Origin of the sequence: Pseudoalteromonas citrea (assembly GCF_000238375.3) — a bacterium.
Classification (GTDB): Bacteria; Pseudomonadota; Gammaproteobacteria; order Enterobacterales; family Alteromonadaceae; genus Pseudoalteromonas; species Pseudoalteromonas citrea.
In genome coordinates this window covers 81552-98951 of record NZ_AHBZ03000017.1, presented here as the reverse complement: position 1 = coordinate 98951, position 17400 = coordinate 81552, and the positions used below count along the sequence as shown (strand labels likewise).

The window sequence follows — 17400 nt, the reverse complement described above, 5'->3', positions numbered from 1 at the left end:
CGATGAATTTTCACGAACAAATTAAACAAGGCATTCCATCAGAGCTTCCGCCGCTAAAGCCGTACCCAAGTGACGCGAACAGAGCGCCAAAACGTAAAGATATTTTGAGTGCAGAAGAGAAGCAGTTAGCGGTAAGGAATGCGTTACGCTACTTTCCAAAAGAATGGCATCAAGAGTTGGCCCAAGAGTTTGCCCAAGAGCTAAAAGATTTTGGCCGTATTTATATGTACCGCTTTAAACCTAATTACGACCTTAAGGCGCGTTCAGTAGGGGATTACCCTGCACAATGCAAGCAAGCAGCCGCAATCATGTTGATGGTTGATAACAACTTAGATCCTGCTGTAGCACAGCACCCAGAAGAATTAATCACGTACGGTGGTAATGGTGCAGTTTTTCAAAACTGGGCACAGTATTTACTGGCAATGAAGTATTTAAGTGAAATGCAAAGTGACCAAACACTTCATATATATTCAGGTCACCCGATGGGGCTTTTTCCATCGTCTGAAGATGCCCCGCGTGTTGTAGTTACCAATGGTATGATGATCCCTAATTATTCCAAGCCGGATGATTGGGAAAAATTTAACGCCTTGGGTGTGACACAGTATGGGCAAATGACCGCCGGTTCATTTATGTATATTGGCCCACAGGGTATTGTACATGGCACAACAATTACGGTAATGAACGCATTTCGTAAAGTATTAAACAAGGGAGAAACCTCACAAGGCAAGATATTCCTAACCGCAGGGTTAGGGGGCATGAGTGGGGCACAGCCTAAAGCAGGTAACATTGCAAAATGCATTACGGTATGTGCTGAGGTGAATCCAAAAGCGGCGACTAAGCGTCATCAGCAAGGGTGGGTTGATGAGCTGATTGATAATATAGACGAACTAATTGCGCGCTTGAAAGTTGCACAAGCCAACGAAGAGGTGGTGTCTATTGCTTACATTGGCAATGTCGTTGATGTATGGGAAGCGTTTTATGAACACGATATTTTTGTGCATTTAGGATCAGACCAAACCTCATTACATAACCCGTGGTCAGGTGGTTATTACCCGGCAGACCTTAGTTATGAAGAAGCAAATCGTTTGATCAGAGAAGAACCTGAGGTATTTAAAAATAAAGTTCAAGCTACACTTAAACGTCATGCTGAAATTGTGAATAAACATACCGCTAAAGGGACATATTTCTTTGACTATGGTAATGCATTCTTGCTTGAGTCATCACGTGCCGGTGGTGATGTTATGGCTGAAAATGGCATCGATTTCAAATACCCGTCTTATGTACAGGATATTCTTGGCCCGATGTGTTTTGACTATGGTTTTGGACCATTTCGTTGGGTATGTGCATCAGGTAAGCCTGAAGATCTAGATAAAACAGATACCATCGCAGCACAAGTGCTAAACAAAATCATGGAAGAATCTCCTGAAGAAATTCAGCAGCAAATGCAAGATAACATCACGTGGATCAATGATGCTAAGCAGAATAAGTTGGTGGTTGGCTCGCAAGCGCGTATTTTATATGCTGATGCACAAGGGCGTATGGAAATTGCGAAAGCTTTTAATGATGCCATTAACCGAGGTGAAATAGGGCCTGTAGTTTTAGGGCGTGATCACCATGATGTAAGTGGCACCGATTCACCATTTAGAGAAACCTCTAATATTTATGATGGCAGCCGCTTTACGGCAGATATGGCAATTCATAATGTAATAGGTGATAGCTTTAGAGGTGCAACCTGGGTGTCAATTCATAACGGTGGTGGTGTTGGCTGGGGTGAAGTAACCAATGGTGGTTTTGGTATGTTGCTAGATGGTACTCCAGAGGCTGAGCGCCGTTTGAAGTCGATGCTATTATTCGATGTGAATAATGGTATTGCGCGACGCAGCTGGGCCCGTAATGAAGAGGCTGATTTTGCTATTAAGCGTGAAATGGCGCGTACGCCAAAGTTAAAAGTGACCCTCGCTAATCGTGTAGAAGACGATATTCTAGATAATCTTACTTTCTAAAAATGTCGCGTAAATCTGACAGTAGTACTTAACTGAGCTACTGTCAGGTTCAGTACCTAAATTTATAGAGCGTACCTACTTTAGGTTGCAGCTCTCTTTTTACAATAGCTTTGTAAAAGATGAGCCAAGCTTCATAAAACAACACGTATAACTTGCCATTCAATTTACGATGAATGTGAATGATGTTTTCCGCGTCCTTTTCTCACTTCATGAAAACTATAGAGTAAGGCGTTACCATAATACTGAACACATGGTTTGATGATATCTGGTTTTACTTTTATCTGCTTCTGTTACTCACCGATGTCAGTCGCTTGTCTTAATTGTTGTTTATTTTCAATGCCCTTAAATCTTAAATCTAGGTATACTCTGTACTTATGAATATGCGTGCTTTATGCACACAACAACAGAGATTAAAGCGTTGGCTAAAAAATATTACGTAGTTTGGAAAGGGCATAAAAGTGGTATATATACGACTTGGTCTGATTGTAAGGCTCAGGTAGACGGATTTTCGGGCGCAAAATATAAGTCTTTCCCCACTCGTGAAGAAGCTGAAGTTGCGTTTGGTCTTAAACCGAGTGCGAGCAAAAAGTTACCCTCTACTAAACCTAAAGCTGCAGCGATATCTCAGTCAGACATCACAGATATGGCGTTTGATATTAAAGTATTTACAGATGGGGGCTGTGAGCCAAACCCAGGAGAAGCGGGGACCGGTCTTGCTGTATATGAAAATAATAGCCTGAGTGCATTGTGGTATGGGCTTTACCAAGCTAATGGCACGAATAATACAGCTGAACTAAACGGATTAACGCAAGCTTTGATACTCGCCAAATCATACTTATCTAGCGGTAAGTCAGTGGCCATCTATTGCGACTCTAAATATTCAATAGATTGTATTACTAAGTGGGCTGCTGGATGGGAGAAAAAAGGTTGGGTAAAAGCAAGTGGTGAAATTAAAAACTTGGATTTAATAAAGCCCGCATATGCGCTTTATCAGGCCTTGAGCTGTGAGGTGAAAATCTATCATGTTAATGGCCATGTAGGTATTGAAGGCAATGAGTTGGCGGATAGAATGTCAATTTTAGCGATTGAAACTAAAGATAGTAATTTTGTTGAGTATTCTGGTAAATTTGATATTCCGGCAATACTAGCTATGAGAGCAGGTTAGAGAGCATGGTGGCGTGGCAAACGAGTATTCTGGCGCATTATCACAGTGCTTCAGAAATTTTAACTATGTTGAGCGACGCCCAGTTGGTCTGTGACGTCACTTGTGTATGCGTGGCTTTGTACATTACATAATTAAACTGATTTAACAGTAACTGATCGCGTTATTACTCGTCTTCAATGGTACGGTGTAGCAACGATTCAGTTTCAATTGCTATTTCTTTCATTTTAATGGCATAAAGCTGAAGCTTTTTCTCATCTTCAGTCGAAGGTTCAAACAACGGCACGGGGATAGGGTACCCAGCTTGATCCATCGCGATAAAGCTGATCACACAATGGTTACTCTCAGTTAAGATTTGTTTCTGTGGATCACCACACTTTACGCTGACAAAAATTTGCATACTTGTTTTACCGGTATGCGCAATTTGTGCCGAAACTTCAACAATTTGTCCAACGAGTATGGGGCGTTTAAATCGCACTCCTGCTACAGAGACTGTAACCGAGTAGCTGCCACTCCATCCAGCCGCACAGGCGTAACCTGCTTGGTCTATCCATTTCATAACGATTCCGCCGTGGACTTTACCTCCAAAGTTCACGTCGGTAGGTTCGGCTAAAAATCGAAATACCACTTCTGAATTACGCGCCATATTTTGCCCCTTATACCTAAAGTATTATTCAAGTATATGCAAAATTTAGATTTTTGCGTTTTCTTTATGGCAAATAAAAAGGGCCGTGCGGCCCCTGCAGATTGGAATTTAAGTTATGTGGTGTGTAATTACATATTTGGGTAGTTTGGACCACCGGCCCCTTCAGGTGTGACCCATGTAATGTTTTGACTCGGGTCTTTTATATCGCATGTTTTACAGTGCACACAGTTTTGAGCATTGATCACAAATTGTGATTGGCCATTGTCATCTTTGGTCACTTCATATACCCCGGCAGGACAGTATCGCTGTGCAGGCTCTGCAAATTTAGCAAAGTTTACATCAATTGGGATGGACGTATTTGCTAGTTGCAAATGACATGGCTGTGATTCTTCGTGGTTAGTATTTGATAAGAACACCGAAGATAACTTATCAAAGCTCAGTTTTCCGTCAGGTTTTGGGTAGTCAATAGCGACTGAACTACTGGCACTGTTCAATACTTCATGGTCGTGATAGTTATCTTTAAATGTAAAAGGTAACGCGCCATTAAATAGATTTTGATCAATGGTATTGTATGCGCCCCCCAAAATTTTACCAAATTTATGGATCACGGGGCCAAAGTTTCGCGATTGATATAGCTCGTCGTATATCCAGCTAGACTTGAATTTATGAGCATATGCCACTAAATCCGCATTATGCTCATTTGAGTTTAATGCCTCTATTATGCTATCGGCAGCAAGCATACCTGATTTCATTGCGGTGTGATTACCTTTGATCTTAGCAAAGTTAAGCGTACCTGCATCACACCCAATTAATAACCCTCCCGGGAAATGCATTTTCGGTAATGAATGGAATCCACCTTTTGCAATTGCACGCGCTCCGTATGAAACACGTTCAGCGCCTTCTAATGTTGCTTTAAAGACGGGGTGGTGCTTCATTCGCTGAAATTCGTCGAATGGGCTAAGGTATGGGTTGGTATAGTTCAAATCAACGATTAGTCCGACGACAACCTGATTATTTTCAGCGTGATACATAAATGAACCACCCGATGTTTCTTTATCAAGCGGCCAACCGGTGCCATGAACAACGGTGCCTTCCTTATGCTGCTCAGGTGGGACTTGCCATATTTCTTTGAAACCCAGTCCGTAATGTTGCGGTGTAGCATCGCTATCTAGATTAAACTCTTTAATGAGTTGTTTACCTAAATGCCCACGGCACCCTTCAGCAAAAACTGTATATTTAGCACGCAATTCCATACCAGGCATGTAACTGTCTTTTGGCTGTCCGTCGTTGCCAACTCCCATATCACCGGTGACAATGCCTTTGACTTCATCTTCTTCTAAAATGAGTGAATGAGCACTAAAGCCTGGGAAAATTTCTATTCCTAAGTTTTCGGCCTGTTCGGCTAGCCATCTACATACATTGCCCATTGAGACGATATAGTTGCCATGGTTTTTGAATGTTTTTGGCACAGCTAAATGTGGGATAGAGATCGCTTTTTCTTCATTTTGGAACAAGTAAATATCATCGTGAGTGACCTCTGTTTTTACAGGAGCATCCAATTCCTTCCAGTTTGGGATGAGCTCATCGAGCGCTTTCGTTTCAAAAACGGCACCAGACAAAATGTGCGCACCGACTTCCGAGCCTTTTTCAACCACACAGATCATGAGTTCTTGTTGTTTTTCTTGTGCTTGCTGAGCTAGCCTTATTGCACAAGATAGCCCTGCAGGGCCTGCTCCTACAACGACTACATCGAATTCCATGGTTTCACGTTCAACCATAATTACCCCATTATCTTTGACGGTATATTAACTAAAGAACGACTTTAGTTTTTATTAAGTTAAACTAAGGTTATTTTAGGTTGACGTTTACGTCAACAGGAAGTAGTCTGAATCCATAAAATAAATATGTTGACGTTGGCGTCAGCGTTATGAATAACCATGATGACGGAGTAACTATGAAAGTACTTGTGCCAATCAAGCGCGTGATTGACTACAACGTAAAGGCAAGAGTCAAGCCGGATAACACTGATGTTGATTTAACCAATGTTAAAATGGCGATGAACCCTTTTTGCGAAATTGCTATTGAAGAGGCGATCCGGTTAAAAGAAGCGGGAAATGCCTCAGAGGTTATAGCCGTGTCAATTGGTGACAAGGCATGTCAAGAACAGCTACGCACGGCACTTGCTCTTGGAGCTGACAAGGCAATTCATATCCAAACAGACGCTAAACTTGAGTCTTTACACATTGCTAAACTTCTAGCAAAACTAGTTGAGCAGCAGCAACCTGAGTTGGTGATCTTAGGAAAGCAATCTATTGATTCGGATAATAATCAAACAGGGCAGATGCTTGCAGCGCTTACTAAACGCAGCCAAGGTACATTTGCGTCAAAGGTCGTTGTTGAAAGTGGCAAAGTTCAAGTGACAAGAGAAGTCGATGGCGGTTTGCAAACAGTATCGTTAAGCTTGCCAGCGGTTGTTACTACAGACTTAAGGCTAAACGAGCCGCGTTATGCCTCACTACCTAATATTATGAAAGCAAAGCGCAAGCCGCTTGAAACGATTGAAGCAAGTACTCTTGATGTTGATTTAACTCCACGTGTTGAATTAATTAAAGTTGAAGAGCCAAGTAAGCGTGAATCGGGTGTCATTGTTGAAAGCGTAAGTGAATTGGTAACTAAGTTGAAAACAGAAGCTAAGGTGATCTCATGAAAGTTTTAGTCATTGCAGAACATGATAACGGTCAGCTAAAAGCCGAAACTTCAAAGGTTGTTAATGCTGCAGTAAAAGTTGCTTCAAGCATTGAGGTTTTAGTCGCAGGTCATAATGTTAGTGAAGCTGCTGTATCGGCGAGTGAGATTGATGGGGTAGCAAAAGTTCATGTAGTAGATAGTGCGGCTTTTGAGCATCAGCTAGCTGAGAATACGGCAGATTTAGTTGTTGAAATCTCTGGCGGTTATTCTCATATTTTTGCAAGCGCGTCGACCACTGGGAAAAACATTTTGCCACGAGTCGCGGCGCTGTTAGATACGTCACAAATATCAGAGATTATTGACGTTATCGATAGTGATACCTTTAAACGACCTATTTATGCAGGAAATGCGATTGCGACCGTTAAGTCTCTAGATGCGCTGAAAGTACTCACGGTAAGAGCGAGCGCATTTGATAGCCAAGCGCAGCAGAGTCCGTGTGAGGTTGAAACCTTATCGTTTGATGTGACTAATACTTTAAGTGAATTTGTTAGCATTGAACAGACTGAATCAGAGCGACCTGAATTGAATGCTGCGCCAGTTGTTATCTCTGGCGGTAGAGGAATGCAAAATGGCGAAAACTTTGCGTTATTAAACGGTATCGCTGATAAGCTAGGCGCAGCGATAGGCGCTTCTCGTGCAGCTGTTGACGCTGGGTTTGTGCCTAATGATATGCAGGTAGGACAAACAGGTAAAATTGTCGCGCCAGATTTATATATTGCTGTGGGTATAAGCGGTGCAATTCAACATCTTGCGGGAATGAAAGACTCGAAAGTAATTGTTGCAATCAATAAAGATCCTGACGCACCAATTTTTCAAGTCGCTGATTATGGCCTAGTTGGTGATTTGTTCGATATGCTTCCTGAGCTTGAAAGTGCGTTATAACACAACATATTTTAATAAATTCTGATTGTTAAGCCGTTGTGCCCTGTGGCCGCGGCTTTTTTATTTCAAATAATTAACGCAAGTTATATATTTAAGTACCATCACTCAAATGAAATGCTCTGTTATTAGTTAAGGCAGCCCTTCCTTTTTTATTTCTTATCTTGCAAGTATTCCCTTGTTTATTGGCATATTTACAAATTTTGGCCAATACTTTCGTGTGAGTTAGTGCTCATGGAGAGCTGGCTAGGCCAAGGAGTGGATTGTACCAAATTTATACAAGGGTAAGTTCATGAATCTTAGTAAAAAGTTGTTCCTATCGTTTGGCTTACTGATTGTTATGATGGTAATTTCAAGCACAACGGTTTGGTTTAAAGTATCGACTGAAACGGCACGGGCTCTTGAGGTGAAAGGAGACGACCTACCAGGAATGATTTTATACAATCAATTATTGGCACTTGAGATGAAGCTGAGTACATCATCGCTGCAATACATGGCGGGAGATAAGTCACAAGTAAACAAATTTGATGATTTATATGATGATTTTATTACAACACAAAAAGAGTTATATGGTTATGAATCTGCAAAGCAGTCTGATCGGGAAAAAATGGCTAAGATTGTTGAATTAATTGAGTACTATGAATCAGAAGTAAGACAAAAAGTGTTCGAGCAATTTGACCCATTAGCCTATGAGAATGTAAAAAATAGGGTCAATAAATTAAAAAAGGAAACGGGTGGCGAGTTAGAAGCGTTGCTTGATGGATTGAAAGAGCAAGAGTTTAATGACGCGTTGAAATCATCTGACTTGCAAGAATCACTCAATGATGATTTGCCAGGTGTTCGGTATTACCTTGAGCTCGTTGATGAGGCGGGAGATATGATTTCCGCAGTTATAGCGCATACAACGGGTGATGAAAATGCAGCGACGGACTTTAAGGGAGACTCACAAAGTTTTGAAAACTACTTAGCGTTATTGAAACCGCTAGAGCAAAAGCCTAATGAACTCCAAGATATACAGAAAATAGAGTCGCTTTATGGCAAGATCAGAACAGAAGCAAAATATGTCTTCTCTTCATATGATCCAAAGTCTTATGCTGATGCACAAGCAACAATTAAAAAGCTGTCAGATACAACTTTGCGCGAGTTATCTGATATCTTGACCGTGTCTTCTGACGAGGAGCGTATTGACGCAACAAAAGCGTTAGATACATTAGTTGATGGGCTCAATACTACGTTGCTTATTATTATTTTGATCACGCTGGTAGCGGCTATTTTAGCGGGTGTTGTTGCATTCTTTATCAGTAAATCAATCGTATCTCGCTTATCTTTGGTTTTAGACACCGCAAATAGCATTAGTGAAGGCAACATTTCAAAAGCAGATATAAATCATTCTGGTAATGACGAAATTGACGCATTAGCCGAAGCGACCAATAAAATGTCGGCAAGCTTAAATGAGTTGCTCCGTGCAATAACTGGTGTTGTGTCTGAAGTCAAAGTGTCAAGTCATGATATAGCGAACACCAATAACCAAATAGCAAGTAGAAGTCAGTCATCAGCGGAGCAATCAACTCAGGTGGCGACCGCAATAGAGCAAATGAGTGCGACGGTGTCAGAAGTTGCATCGCAAAGCCAAGTAGCGGCAAGCCATGCGGATGGAGCGCGTAACTTAGCGACGGAAGGTGGTGACACTGTAAAAGGGACTGTGACAAAAATTAAAAGTGCGTCATCTGATGTGCAAAGTACAGCCGACGATGTGACCCACTTGGGGGAGCTAAGTAGTCAGATAGGTAACGTAATAGGGGTTATTGGTAGCATTGCGGAACAAACTAATTTGCTGGCTTTGAATGCGGCAATTGAGGCTGCACGAGCTGGTGAGCAAGGCCGTGGGTTTGCGGTAGTTGCTGATGAAGTAAGAACACTGGCTGAGCGTACATCAAAAGCAACGGATGAAGTCGTAACGACGGTGCAATCAATTCAATCTCAAACTGAGCATGCTGTTTCTTCCATGCAAAATTCTGTAGAACAGGTAAATAGTAGCGTACAAATGGCTGAAGATGCGGGTATGCAATTAGAGGGAATAGTGCAAGGAGCCTCTGAAATAGCGGCGATGATTCAATCAATCGCCACGGCAACTGAAGAGCAGTCGGTGGTTGCAAGCGAGATGGCTAAAGATATTTCCAATATAGAACAATCAAGCCAGAGCTCTTTACAGGACACGCAAGTAGCTGCACATTCTGCGCAAGGACTAAATGAACAAGCTGCTCGTTTGGCTGAACTGGTACAAAGGTTCAAACTGCGCTAGACTGTTTATTGAGCAAATTTGGAGTGAATTTCAAGGACGACGTGTTTCATGAAATAAAGTAGTAAGGCACTGGAGTAAATTAGTGCCTTTTTCGTTTTATGTATTGGTCTTATTCGTAAACTTGCTTTCGTCATTTGTAGACGTGTTGCAACATAACCGAAAGCTCAACCTTATCAAAACGTGGTCTTTCCTATTCTAAGGAGCGGTGTTGAATCCTCAATTAGCAGGTTTGTAAGTCTTCAAATTTACTTTTCATAACGACCTCAATTAGTCTCAACTTGCAAAATAATAGCGATATTTGGTAGTGGAATGGCTCATAGATAGGTAACTTACACCAAAAGCATACAGCAAAATTTGTAATACATTGTTATGAATACCAATTTTACACTATGATTTTATGTCAGAAATATGAATGTTTTTTTTCAGTAGTTTTAGCTTGTAATAGACTTCGTCTATCAATAAGTGAATAATTTTTGCTAAAAAGTATCAATTGTTGAATTTTGTATTTTAAAGGTGGGCTCGGGAATTTGCATTGCAATAATTGGCATTGCACTGTTACCTCTAATGTGATTTATTGGAACCTAGGGTTGGCCAATCCTGCTAATAAAAGGCATTCATTTATCGTGGTGCCGATTTTATATTGCTTATTATTCTGAAATTTTCAATGGCTGTGTGGTGATATATAGCCTGTGCCTATAGAAATTTTTAACTTCATATAAACAAGTAGTTAGATAGCATTGACATAGAACCATTATCTGTAAATTTGATATTTTAGATGTTATTAACTATTCGTTAAATGTTGATGTCAATTTGGCTACAGCATCATTGAACAAATTAAGGTGAGGAATTTACCTATGAAGAGACAGAAAAGAGACCGTTTAGAAAGAGCACATTCTCAAGGTTTTAAAGCCGGACTATCCGGGCGGTCTAAAGATTTATGCCCGTATCAACAAATAGAATCAAGGTCGGAATGGCTAGGCGGGTGGCGAGAAGCAATTGAAAATAGAAATATGTTTAAGACATAAAAACCAGAATTTAGAGACAACAAAGCCCCAGTTAAGGGGCTTTGTTGTTTATGCACATAAAAATTAGAATGCGCTGGTATCTTGGAATAGCCCTACTTTTAAATCTTTTGCTTCATAAATAACACGGCCGTCAACTTCCACTGTCCCGTCAGCCATACCCATAAACAGTTTACGCTTGATAACACGTTTCATGTCTAAACGGTACGTTACTTTCTTTGCGTTTGGTAAGATTTGGCCTGTGAACTTTACTTCACCGACACCTAATGCACGACCAAGACCGGGACCGCCAGACCAACCAAGGAAAAAGCCTACTAATTGCCACATTGCATCAAGGCCAAGGCAGCCAGGCATTACCGGGTCGCCTTTGAAGTGACAGTCAAAGAACCAAAGGTCTGGGTTAATATCAAGTTCTGCGATAATGAGCCCTTTACCATGCTCACCACCGTCGTCATTTATCTCAACGATACGATCCATCATAAGCATGTTGTCGCTTGGTAAGCGACAATTACCTTCGCCAAACATCTCGCCTTGACCACAAAGTACTAATTCTTCTTTTGTATAGCTATTTTTCGGTTCCATAGTTCACAATCTTTGCTTTAAAATCCACGCTACTCTAGCGTACACTTGTACGCTAGACAACTCCGAACAGTTAAATTTCAACCTTTTATAAGAACAATTCGCATTTAAATTGAATTCTATCTGTTTATATAGGCGATTTTTATCTTAAAAATCTTTATAATATCGCCAGAATTTAAACTAATTTATCGGAAGTTTATGATCCTTTTTGTAGATGCCCTCACTGTTATTGATTTTTCTTACCTATGCAACCGACGAGGCGCTGTAGGTGAAAGCTGGATTGTCGACTTAACTCTTCATGGCCAGCTAAATGATGAATCAATGGTTTTAGATTTTGCATTAGTTAAAAAACAAATAAAAAAAATCATCGATGAAACAATAGATCATAAACTTGCGATTGCAAATGGTGTCAATGGCGAGGTTTCGGTGGCAAATGAACGTGTCGAGTTAGATTGTTTATTTGGTGATAATTATCACTTGGCAATGAGTGCGCCAAGTGAAGCTGTTTGTTTGCTGCCATCAGAACATGTAGATGAATCAGCTGTTATTACGTTTTTGAAGTCAGTGATTATGCCTGCAATGCCAAATAACGTTAAAGATATCGGCATAGAGCTGCGCCCAGAGCCTTCAACAAGCTTTTATTATCATTATAGCCATGGGCTAAAAAAGCATGATGGTAACTGTCAGAGAATCGTACACGGACATCGTTCGCTAATAGGTATAGCATTAGATGGTATGAGTATGCCGAGGTTACAAAAAGAATGGGCGATGAAATGGCAGGATATCTACTTAGGAACTTTAGAAGATCAGGTATCGGCTGCTGATTTAAAACATGTGACTGCACTATCAACCGATTATTGTTTTGCTTATGAAGCAACACAGGGCTATTTTGAACTAGCAATTAGTCAGGCGCGATGTGATGTATTGCCATGCGATACAACCGTTGAGTGTATTGCAGAATACTTAGCCTGTGAAATTAAAAAATCACACCCATCACAGCAAGTCACTGTTAAAGCCTACGAGGGAGTTGGCAAAGGAGCTATAGCATATGCTTAAACATGGGTGGTTATTGATTACAGCTTTGATCGGCACCTATTCAACTCAGGCCCTAGAGTTAACGGGGAACCTGACTCAAGGTGGCATGGTTGTTGGTAAAATTGAAGATGCCAAGTCAGTCAGTTTTAACGATAAACCGCTAAAACTGACTGATGATGGTCAGTTTGTTTTTGGCTTTGGTCGTGATGCTAAATCGAAACACTCACTTACTTGGGTGACGAATAATGGTCAATCTGAATCAACAAATTTAGTTATAACGAGTCGAACATACGATATTGACAGGATCACGGGGGTCGCAAAAAAATATGTTACACCACCAGATTCAGTCCTTAAACGGATCAGAACCGAAGCTAAAGCGGTTAGGGCAGCCAGAGCAACAAGCTCAAATTTAACATACTTTTTAGACCCAGTCCTTAAGCCTGCTAAAGGTCGTATTTCAGGTGTGTATGGCAGTCAGCGGTTCTTTAACGGCAAACCACGTAATCCACACTATGGATTAGATATAGCGAATAAAACGGGAACCCCTGTGTGGGCGCCTTTAAGTGGGCAAGTGGTGTTTTCGCAAGATGACTTATATTACAGTGGCGGTACCGTAATTATTGATCACGGCCATGGTATTTCGTCTACCTATATACACTTGAATAAAGTGCATGTAAAAGTGGGGGACAAGCTCAAGGTTGGAGAGCATTTTGCGGATATCGGTGCAACAGGGCGCGTGACTGGCCCTCATCTAGATTGGCGCTTTAACTGGTTTGGTGAACGATTAGATCCACAATTATTAATGAACGATACATTGGCGAACAAAAGTAGTAAAAAATGACCGATATAAATAAAGATGACGTAATTGCAAAACGAATAGATGAGTCTGTAACTTCTATCACTAAGACTGTGTTTCCTGGTCGAACTAATCATCACAATACACTTTTTGGTGGTGACGCATTAGCTTGGATGGATGAGGCAGCATTTATAGCTGCAACACGTTTCTGTAGAAAGCCATTGGTTACGATCTCATCTGACCGAGTTGACTTTAAGGAGGCAATTCCTGCTGGGACGTTTGCTGAATTAGTTTCAAAAGTGGTACATGTAGGGAATACGAGCTTAAAAGTCGAAGTTAAAATTTACCTAGAAAGAATGCATAAGGACGACAAACACTTGGCTATTTCCGGCAGCTTTACATTTGTTGCTGTGGATGATAATCACAGACCGACCCCTGTTGTATGCGATAAAATGCTGCACGGCTTTAAGTAAACAATTACAGAGTTAAACAAAAATTATTTTGTTTAACTCTGTAATAAAAAGAACACATCATACAAAGAGGCTTTATATTAACTCTTAACAATAGTTGCAACCCTTCGACTTTAAAGCTATTCATTAACGAAGAAGGGGAAATTTTATGAATTATATTTTGGGGTTTGGCTATGTAGTCTTACTGCTGTTAGCTTATGGTATTTTTGATCATGGTTACATTAGTGACATAGTACATAGCTTAAGAGGGCAGCTTTTACTTGGGTCTTTGTGCTTGGCATTGCTAATATTTATTAAAAGTAGAGCTTTTGGGTTGTTAACAATAACGATAAGCTTGTTTGTGACCTTTATGCATTTTATTCCACAGCCTTCGTTTGATTTAGATAAAAAAGCAAATGAGCTTCATACAAAGCAAATTAACTTACGGTATTCAAATAGTAAGATAGAACAACACCTAGCAAGTTTTAATAAAGAAACTTGGGATCTATTGGTGTTATTTGAATTCTCAGATAAACACAGAGAAATGTTTGCAGCGGTAAAACCCAAGTTTGCTCGATTCGGATATAATGAAATCGAAGGCTTTCCAATGGGGATAGCGATTGTATCAAAGCATCCTATTGTTTATCGGCAGGTTGTTCATATTGAAAGCCCTAAGGCGGGCTATGTACATTTAAAACTCTTAGTTAATCAAAAAATATTAAATGTTGTCGCCGTTCACCCTCCATCACCCAGAACACCGGCGCTATGGCATAGGCGAAATATAGTACTAGAGCAGATATCTTTGTTGTTAAATGATATAGAAGGACCTTGGTTAGTGGTCGGGGATTTAAATACTGTGCCTTGGTCAAATTACATTGCTATCAATAAAGGAAAGTGGTGTTATAAAGCGTTTGGGCATTACCACAGTTGGGTTGCAACTCAAAGAGGGCCAAGTGCGCTTATAGGGCTACCGATAGATCATTGTGTTACAAGCCCAGAGATGAATATTCATACATTACAGGTCACACCTTTTGTAGGCAGTGACCATCTATTGTTAGAGCACACTTTAAGTTTTTAATTTTGAGAGAAGCTCTCTATTTTGCTTCTTAAGTTCACTATTTTCTAAAACAAGTTTAACCACAGATTTAAGTTCAAAATTATCCCACGGTTTAGATACAATCATGTGGGCAAGGCCATCACGAACGGCTTTCTGACAATCCTCAATGTCGGCGTAACCACTAACTAAAATACGCCCAGCATCTGGGTGTAGTGATTGAAAGTGTCTTAAAACAGCAAATCCATCCATGTTTGGCATACGTATATCTGAGATAATTAGGTCAAAACTCTTATGCTCCATACTTGATACCGCTGTTAGCGGGTCGTTATGTTGCTCAACCTGATACTCTCTATTGAATAAACGCCCAAGCGCTCTAAGTACAGCTTCTTCGTCGTCTATTATTAAAATTGAATGCATAGCCAATTCCTATTTATGCGGTTAAATTCTTTAGGTCATGCAATAAATGTCTTAAGTTACGTTTATGAGGGTAAAGCATAAAAGCTTTGGTTGCACTGATCAAAGCTGGTATTTTTTGCCCCATTTCTCTATGGTATTCACCGTAACATTCATTTAGCCGTGCTCCCGCTTTTAACTGGGTTAGCCAGCTAACTTTGTTATTATGTATAAAACGATTTAAAATCAACTTCATAGCGTCTATTCGCTTTATTCTATTGGATGTAATAGAATCGGAACGCATCAAATAATCCATTGCACATTGGTAAGTGTACGCAACTTCGCCCTTAGATGCTAATTTTAGCCAACAGTCCCAATCACTTGCACTTTTTAACTTTCTGTCAAAACATGCAATATCGATTATGGCAGCTTTATCGACCATTACAGTTGATGTTCCAACTACATTAGCGTAAAGCAAGAGATCTTGGCTTTTGTTCAATAGTTGATAGTGATTAGACCCTTGAAGAGTTTTGTTATAAAACTCTGGCCAATATGAAAAGCAATCTATGATTTTCTGATACTGCTCGTCTACATGCATGTAATTTGTAAAGCTCAACGTGCAATTTGGATGTGATTTCATAAATGCTAGCTGATTGGAAAGTTTATCTTCGCTCCAATAGTCATCTGCATCTAAAAAAGCGATATGGTCGGCTTTTGCCTGCGTGATGGCATTATTACGAGCGACGACAACACCACGTTGCTCTTGTTTGATGAGCACTAATTGTTTGTAAGTTTGCTGAGCCTTTTCTAACCATTCAACGCTTCCATCACTAGAACCATCATCGACCACGATAATTTCGATGTCTACGTTCGACTGTTTTAGGACACTAGCTAGGGCTTTCCAAATATATGCTTTGCAATTGTAATTTGGGATGATGACTGAGACGTCTGGTTTCATAATGTGCACTCCATTGTTTCGTCCTTTGAACTACGCAATTACAACGCCAACTTTTTTGTGCTGCATATGGCGTTCTGTACCAAAGAATTCTTTGATTGCATTGCATTATGCAAATTTGATTGCAAAACGATTGAACTACAGCCCGTATTCTATGAATTTTAGTCGGCATGGCACTTGCGTATATTAAATATCATCACGCAGGAGTGCACATTATGAAACATATCGGTATTTTAGTTCCTAGCTTCCCAGTTGCTTCAGAGACTTTTGTGGTCACAGAAATTAATGCACTGGTAGCGAGCGGTCACCAAGTAACTGTAATTACTTTCGAAAAAATGGGCGAATCTCCAGCACTCAGCCATGAAGTTAATGTAACGGTGGTAGCGAAACCGACTACTTCTGAATTGGCCCTAAGCATATTTAACATTCCAAAGTTAGTGAGAGGGGTCATGTCGGCAACGAAAATGAAATCGATTTCGACCTCTTCACTGGTGGCTTATGGTTACAGCATTGCGAACATAATCAAACAAAAAAATATTGGGCACTTACATTGTCATTTTATGCATGGTTCTTTAGCTTATGGCATCGTTGGTGCTAAATTAGCCAATATAACCGTTTCGTCTATTGGCCACGGGCATGATGTCTATGTAAATCAATCTGATATCCCTCAAAAACTCTCCTTATGTGACTTCTCCGTCGCTGTTTGTCAGGATATGGCTAATCAATTTAGCCGCCACACGCACAGTAAAGTAAAGTTACTGCATTGCGGTATTAACCTTGAGCGCTTTAACCAAGCACCAGCAGGAGCCTATAGTGACGTGAAATTACTTTTTATTGGCCGTTTAGTTGAAAAAAAGGGACTACACTTTCTAATGCCGGCATTGAAAAACACGTTACTTACGCATCAGATCAGCTTAGATATTGTTGGTGATGGCCCACTTATGAACGACCTTAAATTTATGGTTGAAGCCTTAGGGATTAAAGAGCACGTTAACTTTCTTGGGCGAAAGCCTCCAACATGGATAGCTGACAATACGAAAAATTACTCTGCGTTGGTAGCACCGTTTTGCATAGCAAGAAATGGAGACAGAGATACGGGTCCGTTAGTGCTTAAAGAAGCTATGGGCTCTGGTATTGCTGTACTAACCACTGAACTTATGGGCGCGAAAGAAATTGTAAATCAGAAAGTGGGTATGAAGTGTAAGCCGTCAGATATTATGGATTTAACAAGAATGCTTTCACAATTTTGTGACTTTTCACCATATCAACGCTTTAGTATGGGACAAAACGGTAAGCGTTTTGTTGCCAAACATTTTAATGCAAAAGTGCAAGCCGAGAAGCTATCTAGCTGGGTGCAAGCATTATAAACTTTCG

General features: G+C 40.5%; 16 protein-coding genes. 11 read left to right on the top strand and 5 right to left on the bottom strand.

The window, feature by feature from the left end; genetic code table 11:
* Window positions 1-2 precede the first annotated feature (2 nt).
* Both PCIT_RS11485 and PCIT_RS11480 read left to right on the top strand, forming a co-directional pair.
* Complete coding sequence (locus PCIT_RS11485) at window positions 3-2003, top strand: urocanate hydratase (protein WP_010363351.1); 2001 nt, start codon at window positions 3-5, stop codon at window positions 2001-2003.
* A gap of 391 nt (window positions 2004-2394) precedes the next feature.
* Window positions 2395-3168: a ribonuclease H family protein gene (locus tag PCIT_RS11480; protein ID WP_010363354.1), complete on the top strand. Its 774-nt coding sequence runs from the start codon at window positions 2395-2397 to the stop codon at window positions 3166-3168.
* A 163-nt stretch (window positions 3169-3331) separates the two neighbouring features.
* Here PCIT_RS11480 and PCIT_RS11475 read toward each other — a convergent pair whose 3' ends face one another.
* Together PCIT_RS11475 and PCIT_RS11470 are read right to left on the bottom strand one after the other, a co-directional pair.
* Window positions 3332-3811: an acyl-CoA thioesterase gene (locus tag PCIT_RS11475; protein WP_010363356.1), complete on the bottom strand. Its 480-nt coding sequence runs from the start codon at window positions 3809-3811 to the stop codon at window positions 3332-3334.
* A 128-nt stretch (window positions 3812-3939) separates the two neighbouring features.
* Window positions 3940-5589, bottom strand: a complete 1650-nt coding sequence (locus PCIT_RS11470; RefSeq protein WP_010363358.1) for an electron transfer flavoprotein-ubiquinone oxidoreductase — start codon at window positions 5587-5589, stop codon at window positions 3940-3942.
* A 176-nt stretch (window positions 5590-5765) separates the two neighbouring features.
* On the opposite strand from PCIT_RS11470, the gene PCIT_RS11465 reads away from it, so the two are divergent.
* The 4 genes from PCIT_RS11465 to rmf all read left to right on the top strand — a co-directional run bounded on the left by PCIT_RS11465 (window position 5766) and on the right by rmf (window position 10765).
* Window positions 5766-6518 carry an electron transfer flavoprotein subunit beta/FixA family protein gene (locus tag PCIT_RS11465; RefSeq protein WP_010363359.1) on the top strand — a complete coding sequence of 251 codons (753 nt, stop codon included), beginning with the start codon at window positions 5766-5768 and terminating at the stop codon, window positions 6516-6518.
* Window positions 6515-7441 (top strand): electron transfer flavoprotein subunit alpha/FixB family protein, encoded by a 927-nt coding sequence (locus PCIT_RS11460; protein WP_010363361.1) that lies wholly within the window; start codon window positions 6515-6517, stop codon window positions 7439-7441. Before PCIT_RS11465 ends, PCIT_RS11460 begins: the two co-directional genes overlap by 4 nt.
* Window positions 7442-7730: 289 nt before the next feature.
* Window positions 7731-9740, top strand: a complete 2010-nt coding sequence (locus PCIT_RS11455; RefSeq protein WP_010363364.1) for a methyl-accepting chemotaxis protein — start codon at window positions 7731-7733, stop codon at window positions 9738-9740.
* A gap of 854 nt (window positions 9741-10594) precedes the next feature.
* Window positions 10595-10765, top strand: coding sequence for a ribosome modulation factor (gene rmf, locus PCIT_RS11450; protein ID WP_010363367.1), 171 nt, complete (start codon window positions 10595-10597; stop codon window positions 10763-10765).
* A gap of 63 nt (window positions 10766-10828) precedes the next feature.
* Here the strand turns inward: rmf and fabA are convergent, their stop codons facing one another.
* Window positions 10829-11344, bottom strand: coding sequence for a 3-hydroxyacyl-[acyl-carrier-protein] dehydratase FabA (gene fabA, locus PCIT_RS11445; RefSeq protein WP_010363369.1), 516 nt, complete (start codon window positions 11342-11344; stop codon window positions 10829-10831).
* 195 nt (window positions 11345-11539) lie between these two features.
* On the opposite strand from fabA, the gene PCIT_RS11440 reads away from it, so the two are divergent.
* From PCIT_RS11440 to PCIT_RS11425, 4 genes are all read left to right on the top strand, one after another.
* The gene (locus tag PCIT_RS11440; RefSeq protein WP_010363371.1) at window positions 11540-12397 is read left to right on the top strand and encodes a 6-carboxytetrahydropterin synthase; all 858 of its coding nucleotides are present in this window, start codon (window positions 11540-11542) and stop codon (window positions 12395-12397) included.
* Window positions 12390-13217 carry a M23 family metallopeptidase gene (locus PCIT_RS11435; protein ID WP_010363373.1) on the top strand — a complete coding sequence of 276 codons (828 nt, stop codon included), beginning with the start codon at window positions 12390-12392 and terminating at the stop codon, window positions 13215-13217. Before PCIT_RS11440 ends, PCIT_RS11435 begins: the two co-directional genes overlap by 8 nt.
* On the top strand, window positions 13214-13645 hold the full coding sequence (locus PCIT_RS11430; RefSeq protein WP_010363374.1) for an acyl-CoA thioesterase: 432 nt from the start codon (window positions 13214-13216) through the stop codon (window positions 13643-13645). Before PCIT_RS11435 ends, PCIT_RS11430 begins: the two co-directional genes overlap by 4 nt.
* Window positions 13646-13790: 145 nt before the next feature.
* A complete protein-coding gene (locus PCIT_RS11425; RefSeq protein ID WP_010363376.1) occupies window positions 13791-14699 on the top strand; it encodes an endonuclease/exonuclease/phosphatase family protein in 909 nt (302 codons plus the stop codon).
* On the opposite strand, the gene PCIT_RS11420 is transcribed toward PCIT_RS11425, so the two are convergent.
* Window positions 14688-15095 (bottom strand): response regulator, encoded by a 408-nt coding sequence (locus PCIT_RS11420; protein WP_010363377.1) that lies wholly within the window; start codon window positions 15093-15095, stop codon window positions 14688-14690. The two genes, PCIT_RS11425 and PCIT_RS11420, sit on opposite strands and share 12 nt — an antisense overlap.
* A gap of 13 nt (window positions 15096-15108) precedes the next feature.
* Entirely contained in the window at window positions 15109-16029 is a 921-nt protein-coding gene (locus PCIT_RS11415) for a glycosyltransferase family 2 protein (RefSeq protein ID WP_010363378.1), read from the bottom strand.
* A 212-nt stretch (window positions 16030-16241) separates the two neighbouring features.
* Between PCIT_RS11415 and PCIT_RS11410 the strand changes: the two genes are divergently transcribed.
* Complete coding sequence (locus PCIT_RS11410) at window positions 16242-17393, top strand: glycosyltransferase (protein ID WP_010363379.1); 1152 nt, start codon at window positions 16242-16244, stop codon at window positions 17391-17393.
* Window positions 17394-17400 lie beyond the last annotated feature (7 nt).

What these genes read in the sequence shown, in the direction of transcription:
- PCIT_RS11440 (WP_010363371.1), top strand. Translation starts at nt 11,540, where the DNA reads ATGATCCTTTTTGTAGATGCCCTCACTGTTATTGATTTTTCTTACCTA.
- PCIT_RS11420 (WP_010363377.1), bottom strand. Translation starts at nt 15,095, where the DNA reads ATGCATTCAATTTTAATAATAGACGACGAAGAAGCTGTACTTAGAGCG.
- PCIT_RS11465 (WP_010363359.1), top strand. Translation starts at nt 5,766, where the DNA reads ATGAAAGTACTTGTGCCAATCAAGCGCGTGATTGACTACAACGTAAAG.
- PCIT_RS11455 (WP_010363364.1), top strand. Translation starts at nt 7,731, where the DNA reads ATGAATCTTAGTAAAAAGTTGTTCCTATCGTTTGGCTTACTGATTGTT.
- PCIT_RS11475 (WP_010363356.1), bottom strand. Translation starts at nt 3,811, where the DNA reads ATGGCGCGTAATTCAGAAGTGGTATTTCGATTTTTAGCCGAACCTACC.
- fabA (WP_010363369.1), bottom strand. Translation starts at nt 11,344, where the DNA reads ATGGAACCGAAAAATAGCTATACAAAAGAAGAATTAGTACTTTGTGGT.
- rmf (WP_010363367.1), top strand. Translation starts at nt 10,595, where the DNA reads ATGAAGAGACAGAAAAGAGACCGTTTAGAAAGAGCACATTCTCAAGGT.
- PCIT_RS11460 (WP_010363361.1), top strand. Translation starts at nt 6,515, where the DNA reads ATGAAAGTTTTAGTCATTGCAGAACATGATAACGGTCAGCTAAAAGCC.
- PCIT_RS11470 (WP_010363358.1), bottom strand. Translation starts at nt 5,589, where the DNA reads ATGGTTGAACGTGAAACCATGGAATTCGATGTAGTCGTTGTAGGAGCA.
- PCIT_RS11485 (WP_010363351.1), top strand. Translation starts at nt 3, where the DNA reads ATGAATTTTCACGAACAAATTAAACAAGGCATTCCATCAGAGCTTCCG.
- PCIT_RS11480 (WP_010363354.1), top strand. Translation starts at nt 2,395, where the DNA reads ATGCACACAACAACAGAGATTAAAGCGTTGGCTAAAAAATATTACGTA.
- PCIT_RS11410 (WP_010363379.1), top strand. Translation starts at nt 16,242, where the DNA reads ATGAAACATATCGGTATTTTAGTTCCTAGCTTCCCAGTTGCTTCAGAG.
- PCIT_RS11425 (WP_010363376.1), top strand. Translation starts at nt 13,791, where the DNA reads ATGAATTATATTTTGGGGTTTGGCTATGTAGTCTTACTGCTGTTAGCT.
- PCIT_RS11430 (WP_010363374.1), top strand. Translation starts at nt 13,214, where the DNA reads ATGACCGATATAAATAAAGATGACGTAATTGCAAAACGAATAGATGAG.
- PCIT_RS11435 (WP_010363373.1), top strand. Translation starts at nt 12,390, where the DNA reads ATGCTTAAACATGGGTGGTTATTGATTACAGCTTTGATCGGCACCTAT.
- PCIT_RS11415 (WP_010363378.1), bottom strand. Translation starts at nt 16,029, where the DNA reads ATGAAACCAGACGTCTCAGTCATCATCCCAAATTACAATTGCAAAGCA.